Here is a 24,011-nt window from a genome sequence, read left to right on the forward strand (position 1 = left end):
CGGCGATCATCGGCCGGCCGTCGGTTGACCAATGGGAACCGGGGGCATCATCCGCTTATCTGACTCACAGCTGACACGTCCGAAACACCTGCAACATCATCGTTCGACTTCTGTTCATCTTGACCAGGGATCATCACCGCTATGAGCGTCACTCCAGGACAGATTCCCCACGGTGCGGAAACGCTGCCACACGATCGGTTCCTGGACCGCGAGGAGAGCTGGCTCAGGTTCAACCAACGCGTCCTGGAACTCGCCGAAGACCCCGGCCTCCCCCTTCTGGAACGGGTCCGCTTCCTGTCGATCTTCGCCAGCAACCTGGACGAGTTCTTCATGGTCCGGGTGGCCGGGCTGGCCCGCCGGATGGCCACCGGCCTGGCCGTCACGGCCGCCAGCGGCCGGCAGCCCCGCGAGGTGCTGGAACGCACCGCCGCGGTCGCCCGCGAGCTGATGCTCCGGCACGTCGGCACCTTCCGCGACGACCTGCTGCCCGCCCTTCGCAAGGAGGGCATCGAGCTGCTGCGCTGGAAGGACCTCGCCGAGACCGAGCAGGAGGCGATGAGCCAGCTGTTCCGCGACCGGATATACCCGGTGGTGACCCCGCTGGTGGTCGACTCCGCGCACCCCTTCCCCTACATCTCCGGGCTGTCGCTCAACCTCGCGGTGATCGTCCGCGATCCGGAGACCGAGGCCACGATGTTCGCCCGGGTCAAGGTCCCTCCGCTGCTGCCGCGCTTCATCGAGACCTCGCCGAACCGGTTCACCCCCCTCGAGGACGTGATCGCCGCGCATCTCGGCCAGCTGTTCATCGGCATGGAGGTCGTCGAGCACCATGCCTTCCGGGTCACCCGCAACCAGGACCTGGAGATCGACGACGACATCAGCGAGAACCTGCTGCAGGCGCTGGAGCGCGAGCTGCTCCGCCGCCGGTTCGGCCCGGTCGTCCGGCTGGAGGTCGAGGACTCCATCTCCGACGGCGTCCTGGAACTGCTGACCACCGCGCTGCTCCTCGACGAGCGCCAGATCTACCGGCTGGACGGCCCGCTCGACCTGGCCGGCATGTCGGCCATGGCCGACCTGGACCGGCCCGAGCTGAAGTACGGGCCGTTCGTGCCGTCCAAGCAGGCGATCCCGGGCGAGGCCGACATCTTCCCCGCCATCCGCGAGCGCGACGTCCTGGTCCACCACCCCTACGACTCGTTCACCACGACCGTGCAGCGGCTCATCGAGGAGGCCGCCGACGACCCGCGCGTCCTGGCGATCAAGCAGACGCTCTACCGCACCAGCGGCGACTCCCCGATCGTGGACGCCCTGGTCGGCGCCGCCGCGGCGGGCAAGCAGGTCGTGGTCGTCGTGGAGCTGAAGGCCCGGTTCGACGAGCGCGCCAACATCGCCTGGGCGCGCAAGCTGGAAGAGGCCGGCTGCCACGTGGTGTACGGGTTCGTCGGGCTGAAGACGCACTGCAAGCTGGCCCTGGTCGTCCGGCAGGAGGCCGACAACACGCTGCGCCGCTACTGCCACATCGGCACCGGCAACTACCACCCCAAGACCGCCCGGCTGTACGAGGACTTCGGCCTGCTCACCGCCGACCCGGCCGTCGGCGAGGACGTCAGCGCCCTGTTCAACCACCTCACCGGCTACTCCCGGCAGAACTCCTACAAGCGCCTGCTGGTGGCACCGCAGAGCCTGCGGCCCGGCCTGGTGCAGCGGATCGAGCGGGAGACCGAGCACCAGGAGGCCGGCCGGCCCGCCCACGTGCGGATCAAATGCAACTCGCTGGTCGACGAGGAGGTCATCGACGCGCTCTACCGGGCCGCGCAGGCGGGCGTGCCGGTCGACGTCTGGGTGCGCGGCATCTGCGCGCTGCGGCCCGGTGTCCCCGGCCTGTCGGAGACCGTCCGGGTGCGCAGCATCCTGGGCCGCTTCCTGGAGCACTCCCGGGTGTTCGCGTTCGAGAACGGCGGCGACCCCGAGGTCTGGATCGGCAGCGCCGACCTCATGCACCGCAACCTGGACCGCCGCGTCGAGGCGCTGGTGCGGGTCGCCGACCGCGGACACCGCCTCGAACTGGTCGACCTGCTCGCCCTGGCCATGGACGACGGCACCGACTCGTGGTGGCTGGACGGCGACGGCACCTGGACCCGCCGCTCCGCCATGACCGGCGAACCGCTGCTGGACATTCAGACCCACCTGGTCAAGAGCAGGCGTTGGAGGACCGTCGATGGCTGAACGGCGCGGCCGCGCGAGCCGCGCGGACGGGCAGGACGAGCCGATCCGGGCGGCCGGGGCCGTCCTCTGGCGGGACGGTCCCGAGGGAGCGGACGGGCCCGAGGTGGCGCTGATCCACCGTCCCAAGTACGACGACTGGTCCTTTCCCAAGGGCAAGCTCAAGGACGGCGAGCACATGCTGCGCGCCGTCGTCCGGGAGGTCGAGGAGGAGACCGGGATCGTTCCGCGCCTCGGCCGGCGCCTGCCCTCGGTGACCTATCCCGTGGACGAGCGGATGAAGCGGGTCGACTACTGGGCGGCGCGCGCCCTCGGCCCGTCCGGCGAGGGCCACGCGGTGCCCAACGCCGAGGTCGACCGGCTCGAATGGCTGGCCGTGCCCGAAGCCGAGCGGCGGCTGTCGCATTCGCATGACGTCGACCTGCTGCGCGAGTTCCGGGCCGGGCCGCCGCACACCTGGCCGCTGGCGATCCTGCGGCACGGCTCGGCGGGCGAGAAGGACGAGTGGAACGATCCCGACGAGCTGCGCCCGCTGGACGACCGCGGCCGTGCCGAAGCGGTGCGGCTCGCCGCGCTGCTCGGCGCCTACGGCCCGGCCCGCCCGATCTCCTCGGCGACCGCGCGCTGCGTGGAGACGGTGCTGCCGTACGCCCGCGAGACCGGCGCCGATGTCGCCACCGACCCGGCGTTCACGATCGGCCGGACCGACACCGAGCGCGCCTGCGCGCGGCTGCTCGCCCTGGCCGACGCCGGCGTGCCGGCGATCGTGTGCACGCACGGCGAGATCGTCTCCGAACTGATCAGCGGGCTGTGCCGGCGGCTGGGCGAGAAGGTCCCCGACGAGCCGTCCCTGCGCAAGGGCTCCTTCTGGGTGGCGCACCTGGCCGGCGGCGACGACGGCGAGCCCGCCATCGCCGTCCTGGAACGCCACTCTGCTTGACGGCGCGCCCGACGGCTCAGAACGAAGGGGCCGGGATCTCCGCCCAGGTCCCTTCGAGGCGGTCGAGGGCGGCCCGCGCCTCGCACTGCTCGATGCCGTACAGCACGCCGAGCGAGAACGCGTCGGAGGCGTCCCGGGCCCGCGCCGCCGCCTCCCGCAGGTGCTCGCAGGAGATCACGCCGTCCTGGTAGCCGCCGAGCACGTCCTGGAGGCGCTTGGCGTTCTTCACCGTCTGCCGCGCCGGGTCGCCGAGCACCGCCACCGCGACCTCCGCCGCGTACCGGGCGCGCTTGGCCTCCTTGCGGGTGTCGTGCCGGGCGATCTCGGGATCGTCGGAGGTCCCGATCGCGTCGTAGGCGTTGGCGAGCCGCTTCCAGGCCCGCACGACAAGCCGGGGCAGCTCGGTCGCCGCGCCCCGGTCGGCCCGCGCGGTGAGCGGCGGATCGGCGACCAGTGCTTCGAGCGCGTCCAGCAGCGCGTAGTAGCGGGGCTGCTTGAGCGCGGTGTTGAGACGCCGGTACGCGGACCGTTCCCGGGCGGCCAGCTCCTCCAGCCACGCGGGCTCGCCGACGTCCTCCAGGCCCTCGACCATTTCGGTGAACCGCATCCGCAGCACCTCCAGGTCGCGGACCTCGCCGAGCACCGCCGCCAGCCACTGCAGCTCCGCGCGCAGCGGGTCGGTCCGCTCCCGGTCCAGGATCGGCCGGTAGCTCTGCAGCACGCTGCGGATCCGGCGGGTCGCGACCCGCATCCGGTGCACCGCGTCGAACTCGGCCAGCCGGGCCTTGGGGTCGTACGACAGCAACGCCTGCACCTGCGCCGCGAGGTAGGCGACGACCGCGTCCCCGGCGTTGACGAGGTCTTTGGACTGCGCGAGCTCCCCCGTCTCCTTTGCCGTGGGACGCGCGATCTCGCCGTTCAGCAGCCGTCCCAGCTTGGACGACGTGGACGCCTTACGCGCCCCCGCCTTGCGCAGCCGCTTGCCCGCCGCCTTCAGCAGTTCGCGCGCCCCGGCGGCCAGCTCGACCTCGATCTCCCGCCACGCGTCGCCGCCCTCGGCCTCGCCCTCGCCGGTCAGCACCCGCCCGGTCACCGCGTCGTCGGCGACCTCGGCCAGCACGTCACCGGACTCGTCCAGCAGTCGCAGCACCGTGCGGTCGGTCTCCAGCGTGGCCACCGGCCGCAGGTCGGCACCGCGCGCGTACGCCGCGACCAGGCCCGCCAGCCGGGCCGGGACGACCTGCGCCCGGCCGAGCGGGGCGTGCAGCTCGTTCTTGCTGTCCGGGCCGGCGGGGATCTTCAGATGCCAGCCCGCGTCCGGCCCGCCGCGCCGCCGCCGCAGCGTGATGCCGTGCGCGGCGAGCCGGAGGTCGTCGGTGTCGAAGTACGTGGCGTGCAGCCGGTGCGTCTCGGGCGGGCCGACCTCCGCCACCCCCGGGAGGGCGCTCAGCTCGGGGACGGCGAAATCAGCGGCGGCGTCGTACTTCCGCTCGATCTCCACATGCTTCACGGCCACGTGCGGCTCCTCAAACGTGCAACGTCGCTGGTTATCACGGTTTTGCGGCCAGCATTACACGACAGGGTTAACAGATACAGACACCTCATCGACGCCTCTGTGAGGAGGCATGCCCCCAACGCGTCCGCCCGATGCGCCCATGGCTGTTATGTCCCGCAAGAGTAACCCGCTGACCTGCGTGGACGCTGCGCCGCTGCCCGAATTCGGCCGGAACGGGCGAACCGGGCCCGCTCGGACCGGAGGGCGGCCGGCTCAACGCCCTCGATCACCGACGTCGACCGCTGAGGACGTCAGCGGTCCTTGAGGTGGTACTTCATCCCCATATGGGACGGCCGGAAGCCGATCTTCTGGTAGAACCGGATCGCGTCGGGGCGCTGGCGGTCGGTGGTGAGCTGCACCACACGGCAGCCGCGGGCGCGGGCCTGGTCGATGGCCCAGCGGATGAGGGCCTGCCCGAGGCCCATGCCGCGGTGCTCGGCGCTGATCCGGACGCCCTCGATCTGCGCCCGTTCCGCGCCGGTGTAGGTGAGGCCGGGGATGAAGGTCAGCTGCAGCGTGCCGGCGATGGAGCCGCCGATCTCGGCGACGATGACGCTGTTGCCGGGGTCCTTGTCGATCGCGTCGAACGCGGCGAAGTAGGCGTCCGGGATGACCTCGCCCGGGGTCTCGCGGGCCTGGCCGAGCGGATCGTCGGCCAGTAGCCGGACGATCTCGGGCAGATCCGCCCGGGTCGCCTCCCGGAAGGTCACTTCTTGATCACGCCGCACGTCACACAGGTTATCCGGCCGTATCGTCCCACTGGACAGCGCAACGACTTGTAGTACTACGGGTTGTAGTACTACGTTGGGCTCGACAACGAGAATCCCACCCCGGGAACTGCCCGGCGTCCGATCGACGCCCCAGGGAGCAGACATGCAGCATGTCGACAACGAGGAACACTGGAGCGACCACGCCATCTGCCGCGGCGCCGACCCCGACCTCTTCTTCCCGATCGGCTATTCCGCGCCGATCCTGCGGGAGCAGGAGCGGGCCGCCAAGGCCGTCTGCGGCAACTGCCCGGTGACGGCCGACTGCCTCGCCTGGGCGCTGCGGGTGGGCGAGCCCGACGGCATCTGGGGCGGCACGACCCCCGAGGAACGCCGCCGCCTGCGCCGCTCCGCCGACGCCCCGCCCCGCCGCCGCCTGCCGGTCATCATGGTCCGCGGCGACGTGGTCGAAGACGCGGCTTGACCGAGCGAAGCGAGGGCAAGCTCGCCGCTCTTGCCGGGAGGTGCGGGGGGTCGTCCCCCCACCCGAACATGGCTTGAGATTTCCCTCACCTCCGGGCCCCGGGGCACGGGCCCGGCGTGGTTCAGGGGATCAGGGCGACCTTTCCGACCACCCGCCGGTTCAGCAGATCGTCGAGCACGGCCGGGGCCGACTCCAGTGGTGCGGTGCGCGGCGCGACCGGATCCAGGCGGCCGTCCGCGACCAGCGCCAGCAGCTCGTCGAGGAGGGCGCGCTGCTCGAGCGGATGCGTCCCCGACCAGGCGCCCCAGTCGACGCCGGTCACCGTCCGGTTGCGGAGCAGCACCTGGTTGAGCGGCAGCGACGGGATCGTTCCGGACGCGAACCCGATCACCAGGTAGCGCCCGAACTCGCGCAGCGCCCGCAGCGCGGGGTCCGCCGACGGACCGCCGACCGGGTCGTACACCAGATCCACGCCGCCGGGCGACCACTCCCGGGCGGCCTCTTTCACATCGTCGGACGAGGTGTCCACGGCCGCCTCGGCACCCGCGGCCAGCGCCGCGTCCCGCTTTTCCGCGGACGACGCGGCGGCCAGCACCCGGGCGCCCAGCGCCTTCGCGATCTGCACCGCGGCCAGGCCGACCCCGCCGCCGGCGCCCAGCACGAGCACCGTCTCGCCGGGCCGCAGCCCGCCCCGCTCGCGCAGCCCGAACAGGCCCGTGCAGTGGCTCTGGGTGAACGTGGCCGCCCGCGCCGCGTCCAGCCGGTCCGGGACGGGCACCACGGACGCCGCCGGAACCGCGACCCGTTCCGCGAAGCCGCCCAGGCCGCACATGGCGAGCACCCGCGTCCCCAGGGCCGGGCCGCCCGCGCCGGGAGCCGCCGCGACGATCGTGCCCGCCACCTCGCTGCCGGGCACGAACGGCGGCTCCGGCTTGATCTGGTAGCGGCCCTGGACGAAGAGTCCGTCCACGTAGTTGACCCCCGCCGCCTCCACGGCGACGACCACCTGACCTGGGCCCGGTTCCACCGGACCGGTGTCCCGCACCACGACCGAGCCGAGTTCCTCGCAAACCACTGAGCGCATTGCCTCAGAATGGACGAACCGAATCCCGTTCGCCATACCGGGGTCCCGGGTACGGGTGGGACGCGGCGGGCGGGCACGATGCGCGCTCGCTGAACGTTGCCGATAATGACGGCAGGGTCATCGACACACCTACGGTGGGCGAATATGAGTTACCCCTCGGTCCCCGAGAAGCACCGCTCCGAAGGACTCGCGACGCACGGGTTCCGTGCGCTGTCGGCGGCGATCATCATCGGCGTCGTCACCGCCGGCATGTGGGTGCTGGAGATCGCCGACTACGTGATGAACGGCGCGCTCAACGACTACGGCATCCGGCCGCACGACGTGGGCGACCTGCCCGACATCTTCACCGCCCCGTTCATGCACGGGGACTTCGGCCACCTGATCGGCAACACCCTGCCCTTCGTCATCCTGGGCTTCCTGGCCGCCGCCCGCGGCGTCCTCAAGTTCCTGGCCGCCAGCCTGATCATCATCGTGGTCGGCGGGCTGGGCGTGTGGTTCCTCAGCTCCGCCAACACCCTCGGCTCCAGCATCCTGATCTTCGGCTTCTTCGGCTACCTGCTCGGCCGGGGCCTGTTCGAGCGGCGGGTGATCGACCTGGCCATCGCCGTCGGCGTCGTCCTGCTCTACGGCACGATGATCTTCGGGGTGCTGCCGAGCGACCCGTCCATCTCCTGGCAGGGCCACCTGTTCGGGATGCTCGGCGGCGTGCTGTCGTCCTGGTTGCTGCGCCGCGGCTCCCGCAAGGACAAGGACGACCCCGTCCCCGCCTACGACCGCTGACGTCCCCGCGGCCGGACGGTGAGCTCCGACACCACCGCGTCGGCCGGCGTCTCCAGCGCCGCGACCAGCGCCCGCGCGACGGTCGCCGGATCGGTGAACGCGTCCTCGTCGTACACCCTGCCCTCCTGCGCGTGCACCTTCCGCTGCATCTCCGTGGACGTCCGGCCCGGGTACAGCGTCGTCACCCGGATCGAGGGCTCCTCGGCCCGCAGCGAGTCGGCCAGCGCGCGCAGCCCGAACTTGCTCGCCGCGTACGCCGACCACTTCGGATTGGCGCGCAGCCCCGCCGTCGAGTTCACGAACACCACGTGCCCTTCGGCGGCCCGCAGCGCCGGAAGCAGCAGCCGGGTCAGCTCCGCCGCCGACACCAGGTTCACCATCAGCTGATCGATCCAGTGGTCGGCGTCCTGCTCGGCCACCGCGCCCAGATCCACCACCCCGGCGCTGTGGATCACCCCGTCCAGCCGGTCCGGCAGCCCGGCCTCGGCCAGCGCCGCCTCCAGCCGCCGCGGCTCGTTCAGATCGAGCGTGATCGTCCGCGCCGTGCCCGGCGACGTGGTCGTACGGACCGCGCCCGGCTCGCCGTTGCGCTCCCGCACCAGCACCTGGGTGCGCGCGTGCGTGCCCGAGGTGATCCGTCCGCTCAGCGCGGCCAGCCGGTCCGGCGACCGGCCGGCCAGAATCAGCTCATGCCCGCGCTCGGCGAGCAGCCCCGCGACCGCGGCGCCGATCCCGCCGGTCGCCCCCGTGATCAGATACATGCCCATGAGGCCCCATTCTCGTCCCTCATGGAGGTCGATGCGCCCCGCACCCCGCAGGTTCGCGTCAATCGGGGCGGAGCGCCCTGGTCACGCCGGTGATCAGGGCGGTGGCGAGGATCCAGCCGGTGATCGGGCCCGACCGGCGGCTCGGCGGTGTGTCACAGCTTTGTGCCGTTGACGACCAGCGCCACTTCGATGTTGCCGCGGGTGGCGTTGGAGTAGGGGCACACCTGATGCGCCACTCGGACCAGGTCGGTGGCCTGGGTGAGGTCGGCGATGGACGGCAGGCTGATCTCCAGTTCGACGCCCAGCTTGAAGCCGCCGTTGCCGGCGGGGATGAGCATGACCTTCGAGTCGATTGCCGAGTCGTCGGCGCGCAGGTGCTTGCGCTGGCCCACCAGGACAAGGGAGGTGGCGAAGCAGGCGGCGTAGCCGATGGCGAACAGTTGCTCGGGGTTGACCCCTTCGCCGTCCCCGCCCAGTTCCTTGGGCTGCCCGAGGTCTACCTCCAGCATGCCGTCGGCAGTGTGTCCGTGGCCGTCCGCCCGGCCTCCGACGACGTGGGCCTGGGCGGTGTAGAGCGCGTTCGTCATGATGGTCTCCCTAAGAATCTGCTACTTGAAAAAGAATCTTAGACTTCAAAAATAGGAAGTCAACAGTTAAGGTCGAGAACCTCATGGTGACGAGAGGGATCACATGGCCTCACTGAAGATCGGCTACCTGTTGCCGACGCGCGATCAAGCCGTACGCGGCGATCATGACCTGGAGCAGCTGGTCGAACAGGCGCGACGTGCCGAAGCGCTGGGTTTCGACTCCGTGTGGGCCGGCGACAGCCCCCTCACCAGGCCCCGCGCCGACCCCCTGCTCCTGCTGTCGGCCGTGGCTGTCGCCACCCGCGGCATCACGCTCGGCACCGCCGTACTCCTGCCCGCACTCCGTCATCCGATCCTGCTGGCGCACCAGATCGCCACCCTGGACAGGCTCGCCGGCGAGCGGCTGATCGTCGGCATGGGCGGCGGATTTCCCAACCGGGGCACCGAAGCTCAGTTCACCGCGATCGGCGTCTCCTTTGCGCGCCGCATCAGCCGCCTTGAGGAATCGATCGAGGCGATGCGTCACCTGTGGAGCGGCCGGGAGGCCTCCTTCACCGGCCGGCACTTCGATTACCACGGCGTGACGCTGGCACCCCCGCCCGCCAGTCCAGCAGGCCCGCCGATCTGGCTGGCCGGAGGCGGCGAAGCGGCGCTGCGGCGCGTGGCCCGCCTGGCCGACGGCTGGCTGCCCTACCCGCCCCAGGCGCAGACCTACGCCCGGGAGCGGGCGGCTATCCAGCAGAGCGCGGCCCGGGCGGTCACTCCCGCCCTGTACGCGACGCTGTGCCTGGATGAGGACCCCGAGCGGGCGCGCCAGCGCCTGCGCGTGAGCATCGAGCGCTATTACAACGCACCACTGGAAGCCATCGAGACCGTCCAAGCCATGTTCGCCGGTACGGCTCGCGCGGCCGCGAACTGGCTCACCTCCTACGCCGAGGCCGGTGCTCGCCATGTGGTGATCCGCCTGGCCGCCGACGACCACCACGCGGCCCTGGAGAACTTCGCCAGCCGCGTCCTGCCTCTGCTTCGCTCGAAAGGAACAGCATGACCACCTTCGTTCTCGTGCACGGCGCCTGGCACGGTCCCTGGGCCTGGGAGCGCCTCACCCCTTTCCTGCACCAGGCCGGGATGCGCACCCTGACCCCCGCCCTCACCCTGGAAGACGACGCCGGCCTGGACGTCCACGTCGATGAGGTCCTCACCTGTCTGGACGTCGCCGCAACGGCCGGTGACGACGTGGTGCTGATCGGGCACAGCTACGCGGGCCTGATCGTCCGGCAGGCCGCCGACCTGCAACCCGACCTGGTGAACCAGGTCATCCTGATCGACGGCTGGGCCGGTGGCGACGGCGCGAGCATGTTCAGCCTGGCGTCCGACGCCTTCGTCAACGCGATCCGCGCCGCCGCCCACGCCAGCGCCGACGGCGCTCTCGTCCCCGCCCCGCCCCCGGCGAGCTACGGCATCACCGACCCCGGTGACACGCGCTGGCTCGCCCCCCGTCTGCGGCCACAACCTCTGCGCACCTTCACCGAAGCGACCCGGTTGAGCGGAGCCGTCGACCAGATCCCCGGCACAGCCATCTACTGCCGGCCGCAGACCTTCCCCTTCGACCGATTCGCCACGGCGATCGGATACCGGACCGTCCCTGTGGACGGCCCGCACAACGTGATGCTCACCCACCCGCAGGCGCTGGCCCGGCTCCTTCTAGACGCCCACACATGTCAGTTCAATAACAAGAAGCTCTAGGATTAGAATGGAGAAGTGGAACAGCGGAATTACAACCAGTACTGCGCGACCGCGCGCACTCTCGACCTCGTGGGCGAACGGTGGACGCTGCTGCTGATCCGTGAACTGCTGACCGGCCCCAAACGCTTCAGCGACCTGCAACACAGCCTGCGCGGCATGGGCACCGGCCTGCTGGCGGCACGGATGAAACACCTGGAACGCGAAGGACTGGCACGCAAGGTCACCCTCCCACCGCCGGCCCGCACCCCCGCCTACGCCCTCACCCCAGCCGGCGTGGACCTCGAGCCGGTGGTGATGGCCCTGGCTCGGTGGGGGCTGACCTGGGCGATGGACGAACCCCGCGACCAGGAGAACTTCCACCCCGGCTGGGCCGTGCTCGGCCTGAAGGCATGCTTCGACGCCGAGGCCGCCACCGGCCTGCGGGCACTGTACGAGTTCCGAGTGGAGGAGGAGGTCTTCCACGCCCGCATCGACGACGGCACGATCGAAACCGTGCACGGCCCGGCCCAACACCCTGACGTGATCATCACAACCGGCAGGGAGACTTTCCGCGACCTCGCCGCCAGCAGGTCGACCCTCGATGAAGCGATCAGTAGCGGCGCGGCCTCCGCCGCCGGCAACCGGCAAGCCCTGCGCCGACTCCACGACCTGTTCCGCCTGCCGCACCGGCGAACCCGATCCGCGGCTCCGTCCTCCGCGTCATGACGGGAGCGCGTGCTCCCTCGTCCAACCGGTCCCCAAAATCAAGACCCACCGTCGAACGTTCATGAATCGCTACCAGCCGTCGCTCCGCGTCGTCTGCCACGAACCCTCTTTGTACGGGTCGGCCCCCGCATGATCAAGGCCCGGAGGGCGTCCCCCCGGGCCTGGATCACACGATGTCTAGAACAGGCCTCTGCGGCGGCCGGCCTTCTGCAGGAACTCGTCGAGCCGCTGCTCCCAGTTGGTCTGCTCGACGGTCGCGTAGTCGACGGTGAAGCGGCTGAACGCGTCGCGCCCCTCGGTGAACGCCCCGCCCCGCTTGTCCAGCTCCAGCACGACCTCCATCGACTGGGGGTAGGACACGAAGGTCACTTCGAGCTGCTTGATGCCCCGGGCGTACTGCCCCGGCGGGTAGTACTCGATCTCCTGGTAGAACGGCAGCTCCTGGTGGACGCCCCAGATGCGGCCCTTCTCGCAGTCGGCATTGCGGAACTGGAAGCCGAGGTTGGCGAACGCGGTCAGGATCCGCTCCTGCGCGGGCAGCGGGTGCACCGCGATCGGGTCGAGATCGGTGGCGTCGACGGCCCGCGCGACCTCCAGCTCGGTGGCGAGGCCGACCGTGGTGCCGTGCAGCTGCCTGCCGTAGAAGTGCGTCAGCGGCGCCTCCCACGGGATGGGGAGCTGGAAGGGGATGCTGTAGCGCGCCTCGTCGTCGAGCTTGAACGCGCCCGCGATCGGGAGCTTGGCGTACTCCAGGTCGGAGGCGTACTCGTTGTCGCCCGACTCGACTTCCACCCGGGTCTTCAACGCCAGCTTCACGCCGAGGATGTCGGAGTCGTGCTCCCCGCCGACGATGGTCACCTCACCGGTGACGGTCCCGCCGGGCGTGGTGTTCGGGTTGTGCAGGACGGTCTCGACCTTGGGCCCGCCGACTCCCATCGCCTGCATCAGCTTCTTGAAGACCAAGATTTCCTCCCGTGTCGTGGGCGTGTTCCCATCGCCCTCTCCCGGTAGACGCGTTCGGACACAGCCGCGTTCCCTGTCTATCTGGGGCCCATGTTCGCCCCGGGAACGCCATGTCGGGGGTTCAGTGGGTGCTGCCGGCGAGGTTGAGGCCGATGACGCCGACGACGATGAGCGCCAGCGCGCCGAGCTTGAGCGGGGTGACCCGGTCGCCCATCAGCAGCATGCCGAGGGCGGCGGTGCCGACGGCGCCGATCCCGACCCAGACGGCGTAGGCGGTGCCCACCTCGAGCTTCCGCAGCGCGAGGTTGAGCAGGCCGAAGCTGATCGCGGCGGAGCCGAGGAAGCCCAGTGCGGGGAGCGGTTCGGTGAAACCCTTGCTCTGCTTGAGGCAGAGCGCCATCGCGACCTCGAACAGTCCGGCGACGACGACGAGGACCCAGGCCATGATCTTTCCTTCCCGGACGGGTATGCCATGTCCGCGCGCCGTCTTCGCCTACCGGGTACGGCCCGCACCTCGTCCGGGAAGGCCGGAAGCGGTCACTCCGGCCCTCACCCCGCATGCTAGCAACTCAGGTGCAGGCGCCCTTCTTCGTCAGCCGGCCGCCCCGCACCTCGTTGTCGCACGCGATGGTGTTGCCGCCCGCGGTGTCGTTCACCCCGACGCCGTCGCCGCCGGCGAGATCGATGATGTTGCGGCGGAAGACGTTCCCGACGCCCCAGCCGTCCACGATCTTGTGCGTCTGGAAGCCGTCGGCCAGGGTGCCGGTGCCGCGGTTGCCCTCGATGACGTAGCCGTTGCCCTTCACGTCGACCCACGAGTCGTTGTGCTTGTCGCCGCCCATGGCCGAGCCGTCGAAGACGTTGTTCAGGATCCGGCCGCCTTTGGTGCCCTCCTTGATGTCGATCGCCTCGGCGGTGGCCCGGATGGCGTTGCCGCGCACCACGTTGCCGTCGCTGTTGTCGATCCTGCCGCCGGAGAACCGCTTCCAGTTGGACTGGGCGGTGCCGAGGTAGACGCCCTCGCCGAACTTCTCCCGCCGCATCCCGGTGTTGTAGATCTTGTTGTACTGGACGGTGTTCCCGGTGGAGAAGTCGCGCAGGTGGATGGCCTCGTCGCCGATGTCGTGCACGGTCAGCCCCTGGACGATCGACCCGTTGCTGGTGTCGGCCATCACGCCCTTCTGGCTGTTCCGCACGGTGAACCCGACCAGCCGCCAGTGGCTCGCGTTGTTCAGGTGGAAGGCGTAGCCCTTCTTCACCCCGCCGCCGTCCAGCACGGCGTTCTGGTCGCCGCACAGCCAGATGGGCTGCCGCGGGGTGCCGGAGGTGGTGGCGACGAACTCGCCCTCGTACCTGCCGCCGTTCAGCCGGATCACGTCGCCGGGCTGCGCGCCGTTGAGCGCCTGCTCCAGTTCCTGCGCGCTGCCGGCGGTCTTGGTCGGGTTCGGGCAGGACACCTTGCCCTCGCCTTCCGGCACCGGCAGCGTCAGCGGCGCGCCCGGCTTGGCGCCGCCGCCATTTCCGTCGTCCTCGACGCCCTTGTCAACGGGCGTGGACACCAGACCTTCCCCCGAGGTGCTGGACGACCTGTCTTCGCCGGTGGCCAGGAACACCAGTCCGGCCACCAGCACCGCGCCGACGGCCAGGCCCGCCAGGAATCTCAGATCGAACCTCATCGCCGCACCACTCCTTCATCACTTCCGGGAGCGTCGGCGCGGTGCAGCAACCGCACAGGACGATCCTCGAGCCTGCGCTGGTTCTCGTACGGGTGGGCGCCGCGCCGCCCGATCCGCATGCCCGCCTCGCGGGAGCGGTACATGGACACGGCCACGAGCAGGAAGACGCAGAACCAGATGACGTTCATCGGCTTCAGGATCCGCTTCACCCAGGTCCAGAAACCGGCGGTCTTGCGCCAGCCCTGGGTGTTGTTGTTCGCCTTCACGTAGGCGCCGCTCGCCCGGTCGACGTCCAGCACGCTGCTGCCGGTGCCGCTGAGGGTGTTCCCGGTGATCCGCGTGCCGGTGACCGCGCCGCGCAGCGTGAGCCCGTGCCGGCTCGCCGACTGCACCGTGTTGCCGGTGATCGCACCGTTGGCGTCGCGCAGGTACAGGGCCGTCTCGGAGCCGCTGATGACGTTGCCGGCCACCGCCGAGCCGGTCACCCCGTCGCGCAGCACGATGCCCTGCCGCGCCGGGTCGCTCACCTGGTTGCCCGAGATCTGCATCCGGGTGGCCCGCTCCCGGACGACGATGCCCATGTCGCCGCCGGTGATCCGGTTGTTCTGCACCGCGGTGTCGTCGCCGCCGAGCAGCTCGACGCCGTAGCGCGCGTTCTCCCGGGCGACGCTGCTGCTCACCAGGTTGCCGCCGAACGCGGTGACGGACTCCCCGGACGCCGACGGCCCGTCGGCCAGCGGCTGCCCGTCGAGGGTGAAGCCGTTGCCGCCGTTGCGCTCGGCCTCGCAGTCGGTGATCCGGACGCCCTCGGTGCCGCGGGACAGCACGAACCCGTCGCCGCGGCTGCCCGCCACCGTGGTGTTCTCGATCACCGCGTTCTTGGCGAACCGGTGCAGCAGCACGCCGTGCACCAGGCTGCCCCGGATCGTGTTGTTGGTGATCTGGGTCTGGTTGGACGCGGTGACGAACAGCCCGTAGGCGTTCCCGGACACGGTGGTGTGGTCGATCGTCCCGCTGACGAGGTTGGCCCGCGGGACGTGGAACGCCGCGCCGTCGCCGCCCGGCGCCGCGCCGACCTGGATCTCCTCCTGGGCGCCGCTGCTGGTGTCCTCGTCGCCGCTGGGCAGCCGGATCTTCCGTTTCGGCGCGCCGCCCTTCACCCGCTCGGCGGCAGAGTCGGGACGGTCGGTGCCGGTCAGTGCCAGCCCGCCGGTGCGTCCGCTCCAGAACCCCAGGTCGGAGACCCGGGTGTACTTCATGCTGAACTCGCCGCCGATGGCGCGGATGTAGGACCGCCCGTCGGACACCTGGGTGTCGGGCCGGCGGGCGTCGTCGTTCCAGCTCAGGAAGCGCACCGGGTTCTGGGCCGACCCGTTGACCCGGACGCTGGCGCCGAAGCTGACGATCGAGGTGAACGACCCGGGCACGCTGCGCATCCGGATGGTCAGCGGCCCGGAGGCGTTCTGCAGGATCACCTTGGCGCCCTCGACCGCCAGGATGTTCCTGGTCAGCAGGTACGAGCCGTCGCTCTGCTCCTCCAGGACCCCCTTGTTCTCCAGCTCCGCGACGTAGTACGGCTCGCGGCGCTGCGGCAGCACCAAGGTGCGGCCGATGGCGGAACTGGCGGTGTACGGCTCCCGGACCCGCGCGGCCAGGGCGCCGCCGTCGGCCAGCTGCGACTCGTGGTTGGCGCGCACCTGCATGATGCGCGTGTCCTCCTGGTCGACCAGCGTCGACTGCTGCCGCGCGGACGAGGACGTCACCTCGTTCACGCCGGGCATGCCGTCGCCGCCACCGGAGAAGTGGGTGCGGTAGACGTAGGTGCCGCCGCCGGCCAGTCCGAGGACCAGCACGGTCGTGACGACCTTCCCGAACGCGCCCGTCTTGGCGGGTGGCTCCGCCATGTCAGACACCCCCTGAGTCGGGCTGCTTCACGCTTTGCGCAGGCCGCGGGGCCCGGTGCTGCGGGCTGGCGCTGTGCGCGCCGCCCTTGCCGTTCTGCGAACCGCCGTGGGCATGGCCGACGTGGACGGCGTGTACGGCGGCCGCGTCCCGGCCGATGGCGGGCAGCCCCAGCATGACCGGCTCGCGGGGCTTCTCCCGCTCGGGCAGGCGCCGCACCTCGCGCTTCTCCAGCGGCTGCTGCGACGTGTACGGGTGCACGCCGGTGCGTCCGATCCGGATGCCGTCCTGGCCGCGGGCCCGCAGCATCGAGATGACCACCAGGAGGAACACCCCGGCCCAGATCATGTTCATCGGCTTGGCGTACCGCTGCGCCTTCGTCCACAGCGAGGCGGTGTCGTTCCAGCCCTCGGTGTCGTTGTCCTCCTTGCGGACCTTGCCGCTCGAACCCGAGGTGCTGACCGCGCTGGTGCCCGAGCCGCTCAGCGTGTTGTTCCGGACGGTGGAGCCGCCGTTCACGCCCTTGAGCGTGATGCCGTGCGCGGTCGCGCCCCGCACCACGTTCCCGTTCATCGAGCCGGTCGCGTCGCGCAGGTAGATGCCGGTGCGGGCGCCGATCACGGTGTTGCCCGCCAGGTCGGCGTCGCGGACCCCGTCGCGCAGCGAGATGCCCTGCCGCACCTGCTGCCGCAGCAGGTTGCCGGAGATCTGCACGTCGGTGGCGCCGTTGCGGACGACGATGCCCATGTCGCCGCCGATGACCCGGCTGTTCTGCACCGACGGCTTGTCGCCGCCCAGCAGCTCGATGCCGTAGCGGCCGTTGTCCTTGGCCAGGCTGCTGGTCACCGAGCTGTCGCCGAAGCTCTCCATCGGCTCGCCGGACGCCGAGGGGCCCTTGGCCAGCGCCTGCCCGTTCAGCGTGAAGCCGTTGCGGCCGTTGAGCTCGGCCGTGCAGTTGGTGACGCGGACCTTCTCGGTGGCCCGGGACAGCACGAAACCGTCCCCGCGGCTGCCGGTCACGGTGGTGTTCTGGATCGTGGCGTTCTTGGCGAACCGGTGCATCAGAATGCCGTGCACCAGGCTGTTCTCGATCCGGTTGCCCGTGATCTGGGTCTGGTTGGAGCCGGAGACGAACAGCCCGAACGCGTCCCCGCTGATCGTGCTGTTCTCGATGGAGCCGGTGACCAGGTCCGCGGCGGGCACGTGGGTGGCGGTGCCGCCGGGCTCCTCGATCTGGATGTCGCCCGGCCCGCCGCCGTCCCCGATGTCGCCCTGCTCGTTCTGCCGCTGCCGCTTCTTCTTGGCCGCGTGCCGCTGCTCCTTGTTGAGCCGCTTGACGGCGTTGGCGGGACGGTCGGTGCCGGTCAGCGCGATGCCGCCCGTCCGGCCGCTCCAGAAGCCCAGCTCGGACACCTTGGCGTGCTTCATCTTGAACTCGCCGCCGACCGCCCGGATGTAGGGCCTGCCGTCGGCGACCTGGGTGTCGGGCTGCTCGGTCCGCGCGTCCCAGCTGGTGATCTGGACGGGGTTCCGCTCGGTGCCCTCGATCTGGAGGGCGCCGCCGAAGCTGACGATCGAGCTGAACGCGTTGGGGCTGCCTGCCATCCGGATGCGCAGCGGCCCGCCGGGGTCGCTCAGCACCAGCTTGGCGCCGTCGGCGACGAACAGGTGCGCGCCCAGCAGGTAGGAGCCGTCGTCGAGCCGCTGGAAGTACTTGCCGCCGACGCGTTCCAGGTCGGCGACGGTGTAGGGGCCGCCGCCGGCGACGGGCGGGAGCACCAGGGTCTTGCCGTGGCTGGACCCGAAGACCTGCGGCCGCCTCCACTGCGCGGTCTCGCCGCCGCGGGCCTGGAGGACGGCGGCCAGCACCGAGCGGACCTGCATGATCCGCTGGTCCTCCTGGTCGACGAGGGCGGCCTGGCGCTTGGCGTCCTCGACCGGCGCAGCGTGCGCGGCGTGCGCGGCGGGCGTGTCGGCCGGTCCGAGCGCGGCCGGCGGGGCGAGCCCTATTCCCAGCGTGAGCCCGAGCGCCCGGAGCGTGCGGCGCCTGGGAGCCCTCATCCGGAGCCCGCTCCCTGCAGCGATCCGGCGGTCTGGCCGGCGCCGCCGGTCTGGTCGGCGGCGCGGGTCAGCCAGCCCTGCCTGTTCATGGTGAGGAACGCGTACAGCTTGATCGGCAGCGAGATCATGATGATCACCACCGTGGTCAGCGGCAGCAGCAGGATCTCCGCGGGATGCCGTTTGAGATGCGACCAGCCGCGCACGCCGCGTCCGACCAGCACCCAGCCGATCGCCAGCGCGATGCCGACCGGGTGCAGGTTGTCCAGGATCCGGCTGAAGATCAGGTAGGCCAGGGTGACGCCCATGGTGACCGGGGTGAGCAGGATCTGCAGCACGGTCACCTTGGTGACGAACGGGGTCTTCCACAGCCAGCCCTTCCACAGGGCGGTCAGGTAGCACCGGTAGGAGTTGCGGCTCCAGCGGACGCGCTGCTTGACGAACGCACGGAAGGAGTCGGGGAACATCGAGATCGCGCGCGCCGACGACTGGTGCACGGTCTTGTACCCCTGGGAGAGCGTCAGCCAGGTGAGCCGGCCGTCGTCGCCGGCGACGCAGCGGCGGCCGAGGAAGAACTCGTTCTCCAGGTTCTCCACCACCGGCAGGATCACCGCGCGGCGGTAGGCGGCGGTGCGGCCGGACAGGCAGGCCACCCCGCCCTTGGAGCCCATCGCGGGGACGTAGTCGTGGTAGCGCAGGTTGACCAGCCAGTCGGCGATCCGGCGCCAGACGCTGGTGGTGCGCTGGAAGACGTTCTGCCGGGTGCCGACGCCGCCGACCTGGGGGTCCTCGAACGGCATCTGGACGGCGTCCAGCAGGCCCGGCCGCCACCACGTGTCGGAGTCGGCGAGGACGACGATCTCGCCGCGGGCCGCGCGGATGCCCACGCCCAGGGCGGAGCGTTTGCCCGCGTGCTCGTACACCAGGACCCGCAGGCGCGGGTCGGTGATCTCGGCGAGCCCGCGGTGGGCCTCGGTGTCGCCGACGTCGGCGACGATGATGACCTCGGTGGGGTCCTGCGCCAGCCAGCTCTCCAGGCAGCGCAGCAGGATCTCCGGGTCCTCCCGGTAGGAGGGCACGACCACCGAGACCGTGGTGCGGAAATCGTTGACGACCGGCTTGTCCATGCGGCTCAGGACCACCCGGTACAGCCACAGCGACCATACGAGCAGTCCCGCGAAGCCCAGGGGGACGAATTTGCGCCAATCGCCCCCGGCCGTCGCCGCGGCCATCGCCTCCCAGGCGTCACCGAGCCACCCCGTGACAGACGACAAGACTCCTCCTTCTGCGGCAACGAGGAGAGCGCCCGCCTCTTCCGACCCCGTGCCACCTCAAGTAAGGGCGATGGTTCTGGGGAATAGTCCGTTATTGCCGGAAGTGGTCAAGTTTGCCGGGAAAGGCGATCCGATAGCGGTTTGTCGGGTTGTCGTCAAGGGGTGAGTGGGAACCGTGAAGAAACAGATGGATTTGCCGTATTCCAGCCCCACCTAAGGGCTGTTTCGGAAGCCCCTAATGAAAAGTGCGGTATCCATTGAGGGTTGCCGCCCGGTTTATTGCTGTTTGTCCGCCCCAAAGATCCTCTGCGGGATGTTCGGGTGGCGGCCGCGGGGACGCGTATGTCGTTGATCGTCGCTGTGGTGGGGGGATGGCCGAAGTCACCCGGACGGTGGTGGTTGGCACTGGTTACCAGCGGGTAGCATGATGTCGAGTTACCCACCAGTACGAGTTGCGGGGCCCAGAAGCGCCGCCGGACAGACGGAGTGTTCGATGGGGCACTACAAGAGCAACCTCCGGGACCTGGAGTTCAACCTCTTCGAGGTCTTCGGCCGCCAGGACCTGCTCGGCGCCGGACCCTACGAGGAACTGGACGAGGACACCGCGCGCAGCATCCTCGAAGAGGTCAACCGGCTCGCCGAGGGCCCGCTGGCCGAGTCGTTCGAGGACGCCGACCGCGACCCGCCGGTCTTCGACCCCGCCGCCGGCACGGTCACCATGCCGGAGAGCTTCAAGAAGTCGTTCAAGGCCTGGATGGACGCCGAGTGGTACCGGGTCGACCTGGCCCCCGCCTTCGGCGGCACCGGCGCGCCGCGCAGCCTGGTCTGGGCACTGGCCGAGCAGGTGCTCGGCTCCAACCCGGCCGTCTACATGTTCTCCTCGGGACCCGGATTCGCCCAGATCCTGTGGAACATCGGCACCCCCGACCAGAAGCGGTTCGCCGAACTCGCGCTGGAGCGGCAGTGGGGCGCCACCATGGTGCTGACCGAGCCCGACGCCGGCTCCGACGTCGGCGCCGGCCGCGCCAAGGCCGTCCGGCAGCCCGACGGCACCTGGCACATCGAGGGCGTCAAACGCTTCATCACCTCGGCCGAGCACGACATGTCCGAGAACATCTTCCACCTCGTGCTGGCCCGTCCCGAGGGCGCCGGTGCCGGCACCAAGGGCCTGTCGATGTTCCTGGTGCCCAAGTACCTGGTCGACCTGGAGAGCGGCGAGCTCGGCGACCGCAACGGCGCCTACGTCACCAACGTCGAGAAGAAGATGGGCCTCAAGGTCTCCACGACCTGCGAGCTGACGTTCGGGGAGAAGCACCCCGCCGTCGGCTACCTGGTCGGCGACGTGCACGAGGGCATCAAGCAGATGTTCCTCGTCATCGAGTACGCCCGGATGATGGTCGGCACCAAGGCCATCGCCACCCTCTCCACCGGCTACCTCAACGCGCTCGAGTACGCCAAGGAGCGGGTGCAGGGCGCCGACCTCACCCAGATGACCGACAAGACCGCGCCCCGGGTCACCATCACCCACCACCCGGACGTGCGGCGCAGCCTCATGACCCAGAAGGCCTACGCCGAGGGCATGCGGGCGCTGGTCATGCTGACCGCCTCCTACCAGGACGCCGTCCAGATCGCCGAGCACGAGGGCCGCAAGGACGAGCTGGCCGAGAAGGTCAACGACCTGCTGCTCCCGATCGTCAAGGGCTTCGGCTCCGAGCGGGCGTACGCGCTGCTGGGCGCCGAGTCGCTGCAGACCCTCGGCGGCTCGGGCTTCCTGCAGGACTACCCGATCGAGCAGTACATCCGCGACTCGAAGATCGACACCCTGTACGAGGGCACCACCGCCATACAGGGCATGGACCTGTTCTTCCGCAAGATCCTCCGGGACAACGGCGAGGCCCTCAAGCACCTGGCCGGCGAGATCAAGGCGTTCGCCGGCAGCGACGCGGGCAACGGCCGGCTCAAGAACGAGCGGGGCCGCCTGGGCAGCGCCCTCGACGACGTCCAGAGCATGCTGGAGACGATGGCCGGCTGGGCCCTGGGCTCCCTGGAGGAACCCAAGCAGGTCTACAAGGTCGGCCTCAACAGCTCCCGGCTGCTGCTGGCCCTCGGCGACGTGATCGTCGGCTGGCTGCTGTGCCGCCAGGCCGAGGTCGCGCTGGCCAAGCTGGGCGGCGAGGTCTCGGACGCCGACCGCGACTTCTACACCGGCAAGATCGCCGCGGCCCAGTTCTTCTGCGCCACCGTCCTGCCCCGCCTGGCGTCCGAACGGGCCATCGTCGAGGGCACCACCCTCGACCTCATGGAGCTGCCCGAGTCGGCCTTCTGAGGAAGGCCCCGCTCCCGGCTCGGCCCGCTCCCGCCCGGTCCCGGGCCCGTCGACGACGGGCCGGGACCGGGCCTTCCGTCGTAACCGAACGAATCGGACGGTAGGGCGGCGACGGCATCTATACGCTTGCCGGGAACGCCAGCGCCCCGCATCCGTCGCCTCCCGCGATCGAGACAGTCCGGAGTGTCCATGTCGGCTCGCATGTCCGCTCGCAGGTTCCTCGTCCCTCTCGCCCTGCCGCTGACCGGGTTGATGGTCGTCGGCGGGTGCTCGGAGGGCACCCAGACGGCCGACCCGCCGACCACCCGGACCGGCGGATCGAGCGGCCCGCCGCAGGCCACCGCCACGATGGCCAAGGAAGGCTGGTTCGGCTCCGCGGACGGCCTGCACGCCCGGGTGGCGATCAGGGGGGTCGAGCGGCAGGGCGCCAAGTCGGTGCTCAGGTACTCGGTGACCTCGATGGACACGGCGGCCAAGTCCGTCCCGCTCGGCGTCTCGCTGCTCGACCCGGTCGGGCGCAGGCTCTACCGTCCGACGACCGCCGCCGGAGCCGGCACGGGCGTCCCGCCCACCCCGGCGCCCGAGCAGTTCGCGCCCGGCGCCACCCGCGAGCTGACCGCCGACTTCCCGCCGATCCCGGCGAACGTCCAGAAGCTCACCGTCCTCACCACAGGCACCGCAGGCGAGTTCACCGGCGTCCCAGTGACCGACCCCGCCCCCGGCCAGCCCACCCCCGGCACCCAGCCCACGCCCGGCGGCCAGACCACGCCCGGGGGGCAGTCCACCACCCCCGGGGTCCAGTCCACGCCCAGCGGTCAGAGCACCCCCAGCGGTCAGCTCACCAGTGGTGGTCAACTTGCACTCGGCGGCCAGGGCACGCCCCAAGGTCAGTCCGCGCCCAGCGGCCAGACCACTCCAAGCGGTCTACCGACCCTCGGCGGCCAGGGCACGCCCGGCGGCCAGGGCACCGGCGCAAATCCCGCCGACCTGTACGACATCACCGAGGGCGAGATCAAGGACGTCACCTCCGGGGCCTCCGACGTCAAGATGAACCTGCGCACCGACGTGCTGTTCGCCGTCGACTCGGCCAAGCCGTCCGCCCGCGCCAAGCAGGTGCTCGACCAGGCCGCCCAGGAGATCCGGGAGAAGGCCGACCCGGGCGGGCAGCCGCTCGCCGTCAACGGCCACACCGACAGCAAGGGCGCCGACGACCACAACCTCAAGCTGTCGCGGGAGCGCGCCGAGGCGGTCCAGAAGGAGCTGCAGAGCCGGCTGGGCAACACCTTCAAGTACTCCACGCAGGGCAAGGGCGAGGCCGAGCTGATCGCCAAGGAGGGCGGCGCGGACGACGCCAAGGCCCGCTCCCGCAACCGCCGCGTGGAGATCTCCTACGTGGTGCGGCAGCAGACCCAGGGCACCACCGCGGCGTCCACCGCGCCCGCCGGCGGCCGTGGCGGCACCGTCCAGCCCGCCGCGTTCCGCGCCCAGGACGGCAAGACGGTGGCCAGCCGGTTCGGCCGGTTCGCCGGGGCCAAACGGCGGCTGGACGTCAAGCCGTTCTACCGCGACGGCGCCTACCTGGTCGCGGTGTTCGAGCTGGTCAACGAGGGCCCCGGCACCACGCCCCCGGACGCCGCCTACCCGCACAAGGACTATCTGGGCGGGGCGTTCACCTCGTTCTCGGTGCTGCTGCCCGGCGGCACCGACGTCTACCGGGCGGTACGGATCGGGCCGCCCGCCGCGAACAGCGCCACCTACGTCGACCCGGGACGGGCCACGTTCCGCACCGCGCTCAACCAGCCCGTGCGCGGATTCGCCTACATTCCGGCGCCGCCCGGCAACCCCGCCACCGTGGTCTTCGACGGGGGACCGTTCGGAAAGGTGAACAACGTCCCGATCTCCTGATCACCGCACGTGTGACGGGCGGGCCCAGCGGATATTTAAAGAGCAGGGTTTCGGATCGTCCGGCGGAGGTCATCGCATGGGTGTCGGCGTCAGCATTTTCACGATCACCCTCGGGCTTATCCTCAAGTTCGCGATCGCCGAGGACGCGATGACCGATCCGGTGGACATCCACGTGATCGGCGTCATCCTCATCATCGTCGGCGGGGTGTCGTTCGTGTTGCAGCTGCTGATGATGAGCCGGGTGTCGGCGCGCGGGCGGCCGTCCCGCGACCGCGGCTCCTACTACGGCGGCGACGACCAGCCCCCGAGCTGAACGGGCGGCGCGCGGT

The 24,011-nt window shown here is 70.6% G+C and carries 21 protein-coding genes and 1 riboswitch; of the genes, 10 read left to right on the top strand and 11 right to left on the bottom strand.

What is annotated here, in order from left to right:
* Positions 1-141: 141 nt before the first annotated feature.
* Positions 142-2,226, top strand: coding sequence for an RNA degradosome polyphosphate kinase (locus ABD340_RS00240; protein WP_344586185.1), 2,085 nt, complete (start codon positions 142-144; stop codon positions 2,224-2,226).
* A complete protein-coding gene (locus tag ABD340_RS00245; RefSeq protein WP_344586186.1) occupies positions 2,219-3,163 on the top strand; it encodes an NUDIX hydrolase in 945 nt (314 codons plus the stop codon). Before ABD340_RS00240 ends, ABD340_RS00245 begins: the two co-directional genes overlap by 8 nt.
* A gap of 16 nt (positions 3,164-3,179) precedes the next feature.
* Here ABD340_RS00245 and ABD340_RS00250 read toward each other — a convergent pair whose 3' ends face one another.
* The gene (locus tag ABD340_RS00250; protein ID WP_344586187.1) at positions 3,180-4,679 is read right to left on the bottom strand and encodes a CYTH and CHAD domain-containing protein; all 1,500 of its coding nucleotides are present in this window, start codon (positions 4,677-4,679) and stop codon (positions 3,180-3,182) included.
* Between the two features lie 290 nt (positions 4,680-4,969).
* Positions 4,970-5,428 carry a GNAT family N-acetyltransferase gene (locus ABD340_RS00255; protein ID WP_344586533.1) on the bottom strand — a complete coding sequence of 153 codons (459 nt, stop codon included), beginning with the start codon at positions 5,426-5,428 and terminating at the stop codon, positions 4,970-4,972.
* Between the two features lie 163 nt (positions 5,429-5,591).
* On the opposite strand from ABD340_RS00255, the gene ABD340_RS00260 reads away from it, so the two are divergent.
* A complete protein-coding gene (locus ABD340_RS00260) occupies positions 5,592-5,909 on the top strand; it encodes a WhiB family transcriptional regulator (protein WP_344586188.1) in 318 nt (105 codons plus the stop codon).
* A 121-nt stretch (positions 5,910-6,030) separates the two neighbouring features.
* Here the strand turns inward: ABD340_RS00260 and ABD340_RS00265 are convergent, their stop codons facing one another.
* On the bottom strand, positions 6,031-6,993 hold the full coding sequence (locus ABD340_RS00265; protein WP_344586189.1) for an NADPH:quinone oxidoreductase family protein: 963 nt from the start codon (positions 6,991-6,993) through the stop codon (positions 6,031-6,033).
* Between the two features lie 144 nt (positions 6,994-7,137).
* Between ABD340_RS00265 and ABD340_RS00270 the strand changes: the two genes are divergently transcribed.
* Entirely contained in the window at positions 7,138-7,773 is a 636-nt protein-coding gene (locus ABD340_RS00270) for a rhomboid family intramembrane serine protease (RefSeq protein ID WP_344586190.1), read from the top strand.
* Here ABD340_RS00270 and ABD340_RS00275 read toward each other — a convergent pair.
* Both ABD340_RS00275 and ABD340_RS00280 read right to left on the bottom strand, forming a co-directional pair.
* Entirely contained in the window at positions 7,761-8,540 is a 780-nt protein-coding gene (locus tag ABD340_RS00275; protein ID WP_344586191.1) for an SDR family oxidoreductase, read from the bottom strand. The two genes, ABD340_RS00270 and ABD340_RS00275, sit on opposite strands and share 13 nt — an antisense overlap.
* 152 nt (positions 8,541-8,692) lie before the next feature.
* Positions 8,693-9,127 carry an organic hydroperoxide resistance protein gene (locus tag ABD340_RS00280; protein WP_344586192.1) on the bottom strand — a complete coding sequence of 145 codons (435 nt, stop codon included), beginning with the start codon at positions 9,125-9,127 and terminating at the stop codon, positions 8,693-8,695.
* Positions 9,128-9,230: 103 nt separating this feature from the next.
* Here ABD340_RS00280 and ABD340_RS00285 point away from each other — a divergent pair, with 103 nt between their 5' ends.
* From ABD340_RS00285 to ABD340_RS00295, 3 genes are read left to right on the top strand one after another with little or no spacing between them, the layout of a single operon-like run.
* Positions 9,231-10,175: an LLM class flavin-dependent oxidoreductase gene (locus ABD340_RS00285; RefSeq protein ID WP_344586193.1), complete on the top strand. Its 945-nt coding sequence runs from the start codon at positions 9,231-9,233 to the stop codon at positions 10,173-10,175.
* Complete coding sequence (locus ABD340_RS00290) at positions 10,172-10,873, top strand: alpha/beta fold hydrolase (protein WP_344586194.1); 702 nt, start codon at positions 10,172-10,174, stop codon at positions 10,871-10,873. The genes ABD340_RS00285 and ABD340_RS00290 overlap by 4 nt, the downstream gene beginning before the upstream one ends.
* A gap of 15 nt (positions 10,874-10,888) precedes the next feature.
* Positions 10,889-11,578 carry a winged helix-turn-helix transcriptional regulator gene (locus ABD340_RS00295; RefSeq protein ID WP_344586195.1) on the top strand — a complete coding sequence of 230 codons (690 nt, stop codon included), beginning with the start codon at positions 10,889-10,891 and terminating at the stop codon, positions 11,576-11,578.
* Between the two features lie 177 nt (positions 11,579-11,755).
* On the opposite strand, the gene ABD340_RS00300 is transcribed toward ABD340_RS00295, so the two are convergent.
* The 6 genes from ABD340_RS00300 to ABD340_RS00325 form a co-directional block, all read right to left on the bottom strand.
* Positions 11,756-12,541, bottom strand: coding sequence for a sporulation protein (locus ABD340_RS00300; protein ID WP_344586197.1), 786 nt, complete (start codon positions 12,539-12,541; stop codon positions 11,756-11,758).
* Positions 12,542-12,662: 121 nt separating this feature from the next.
* Positions 12,663-12,986 (bottom strand): DMT family transporter, encoded by a 324-nt coding sequence (locus ABD340_RS00305; RefSeq protein ID WP_344586198.1) that lies wholly within the window; start codon positions 12,984-12,986, stop codon positions 12,663-12,665.
* Between the two features lie 32 nt (positions 12,987-13,018).
* Positions 13,019-13,085, bottom strand: a riboswitch (guanidine-III (ykkC-III) riboswitch).
* 25 nt (positions 13,086-13,110) lie between these two features.
* The gene (locus ABD340_RS00310; RefSeq protein ID WP_344586199.1) at positions 13,111-14,217 is read right to left on the bottom strand and encodes a right-handed parallel beta-helix repeat-containing protein; all 1,107 of its coding nucleotides are present in this window, start codon (positions 14,215-14,217) and stop codon (positions 13,111-13,113) included.
* Complete coding sequence (locus ABD340_RS00315) at positions 14,214-16,121, bottom strand: right-handed parallel beta-helix repeat-containing protein (protein WP_344586201.1); 1,908 nt, start codon at positions 16,119-16,121, stop codon at positions 14,214-14,216. The genes ABD340_RS00310 and ABD340_RS00315 overlap by 4 nt, the downstream gene beginning before the upstream one ends.
* 1 nt (position 16,122) lies before the next feature.
* Positions 16,123-18,180, bottom strand: a complete 2,058-nt coding sequence (locus ABD340_RS00320; RefSeq protein ID WP_344586202.1) for a right-handed parallel beta-helix repeat-containing protein — start codon at positions 18,178-18,180, stop codon at positions 16,123-16,125.
* Positions 18,177-19,451: a glycosyltransferase family 2 protein gene (locus ABD340_RS00325; protein ID WP_344586203.1), complete on the bottom strand. Its 1,275-nt coding sequence runs from the start codon at positions 19,449-19,451 to the stop codon at positions 18,177-18,179. Before ABD340_RS00325 ends, ABD340_RS00320 begins: the two co-directional genes overlap by 4 nt.
* A gap of 493 nt (positions 19,452-19,944) precedes the next feature.
* Between ABD340_RS00325 and ABD340_RS00330 the strand changes: the two genes are divergently transcribed.
* The 3 genes from ABD340_RS00330 to ABD340_RS00340 all read left to right on the top strand — a co-directional run bounded on the left by ABD340_RS00330 (position 19,945) and on the right by ABD340_RS00340 (position 23,995).
* Positions 19,945-21,777, top strand: coding sequence for an acyl-CoA dehydrogenase (locus ABD340_RS00330; RefSeq protein WP_344586204.1), 1,833 nt, complete (start codon positions 19,945-19,947; stop codon positions 21,775-21,777).
* A 201-nt stretch (positions 21,778-21,978) separates the two neighbouring features.
* Positions 21,979-23,682: an OmpA family protein gene (locus ABD340_RS00335; RefSeq protein ID WP_344586205.1), complete on the top strand. Its 1,704-nt coding sequence runs from the start codon at positions 21,979-21,981 to the stop codon at positions 23,680-23,682.
* Between the two features lie 76 nt (positions 23,683-23,758).
* Positions 23,759-23,995 carry a DUF6458 family protein gene (locus tag ABD340_RS00340; RefSeq protein ID WP_344586206.1) on the top strand — a complete coding sequence of 79 codons (237 nt, stop codon included), beginning with the start codon at positions 23,759-23,761 and terminating at the stop codon, positions 23,993-23,995.
* Positions 23,996-24,011 lie beyond the last annotated feature (16 nt).

It is taken from the genome of Actinomadura vinacea (genome assembly GCF_039532545.1).
GTDB classification, from domain to species: Bacteria; Actinomycetota; Actinomycetes; order Streptosporangiales; family Streptosporangiaceae; genus Spirillospora; species Spirillospora vinacea.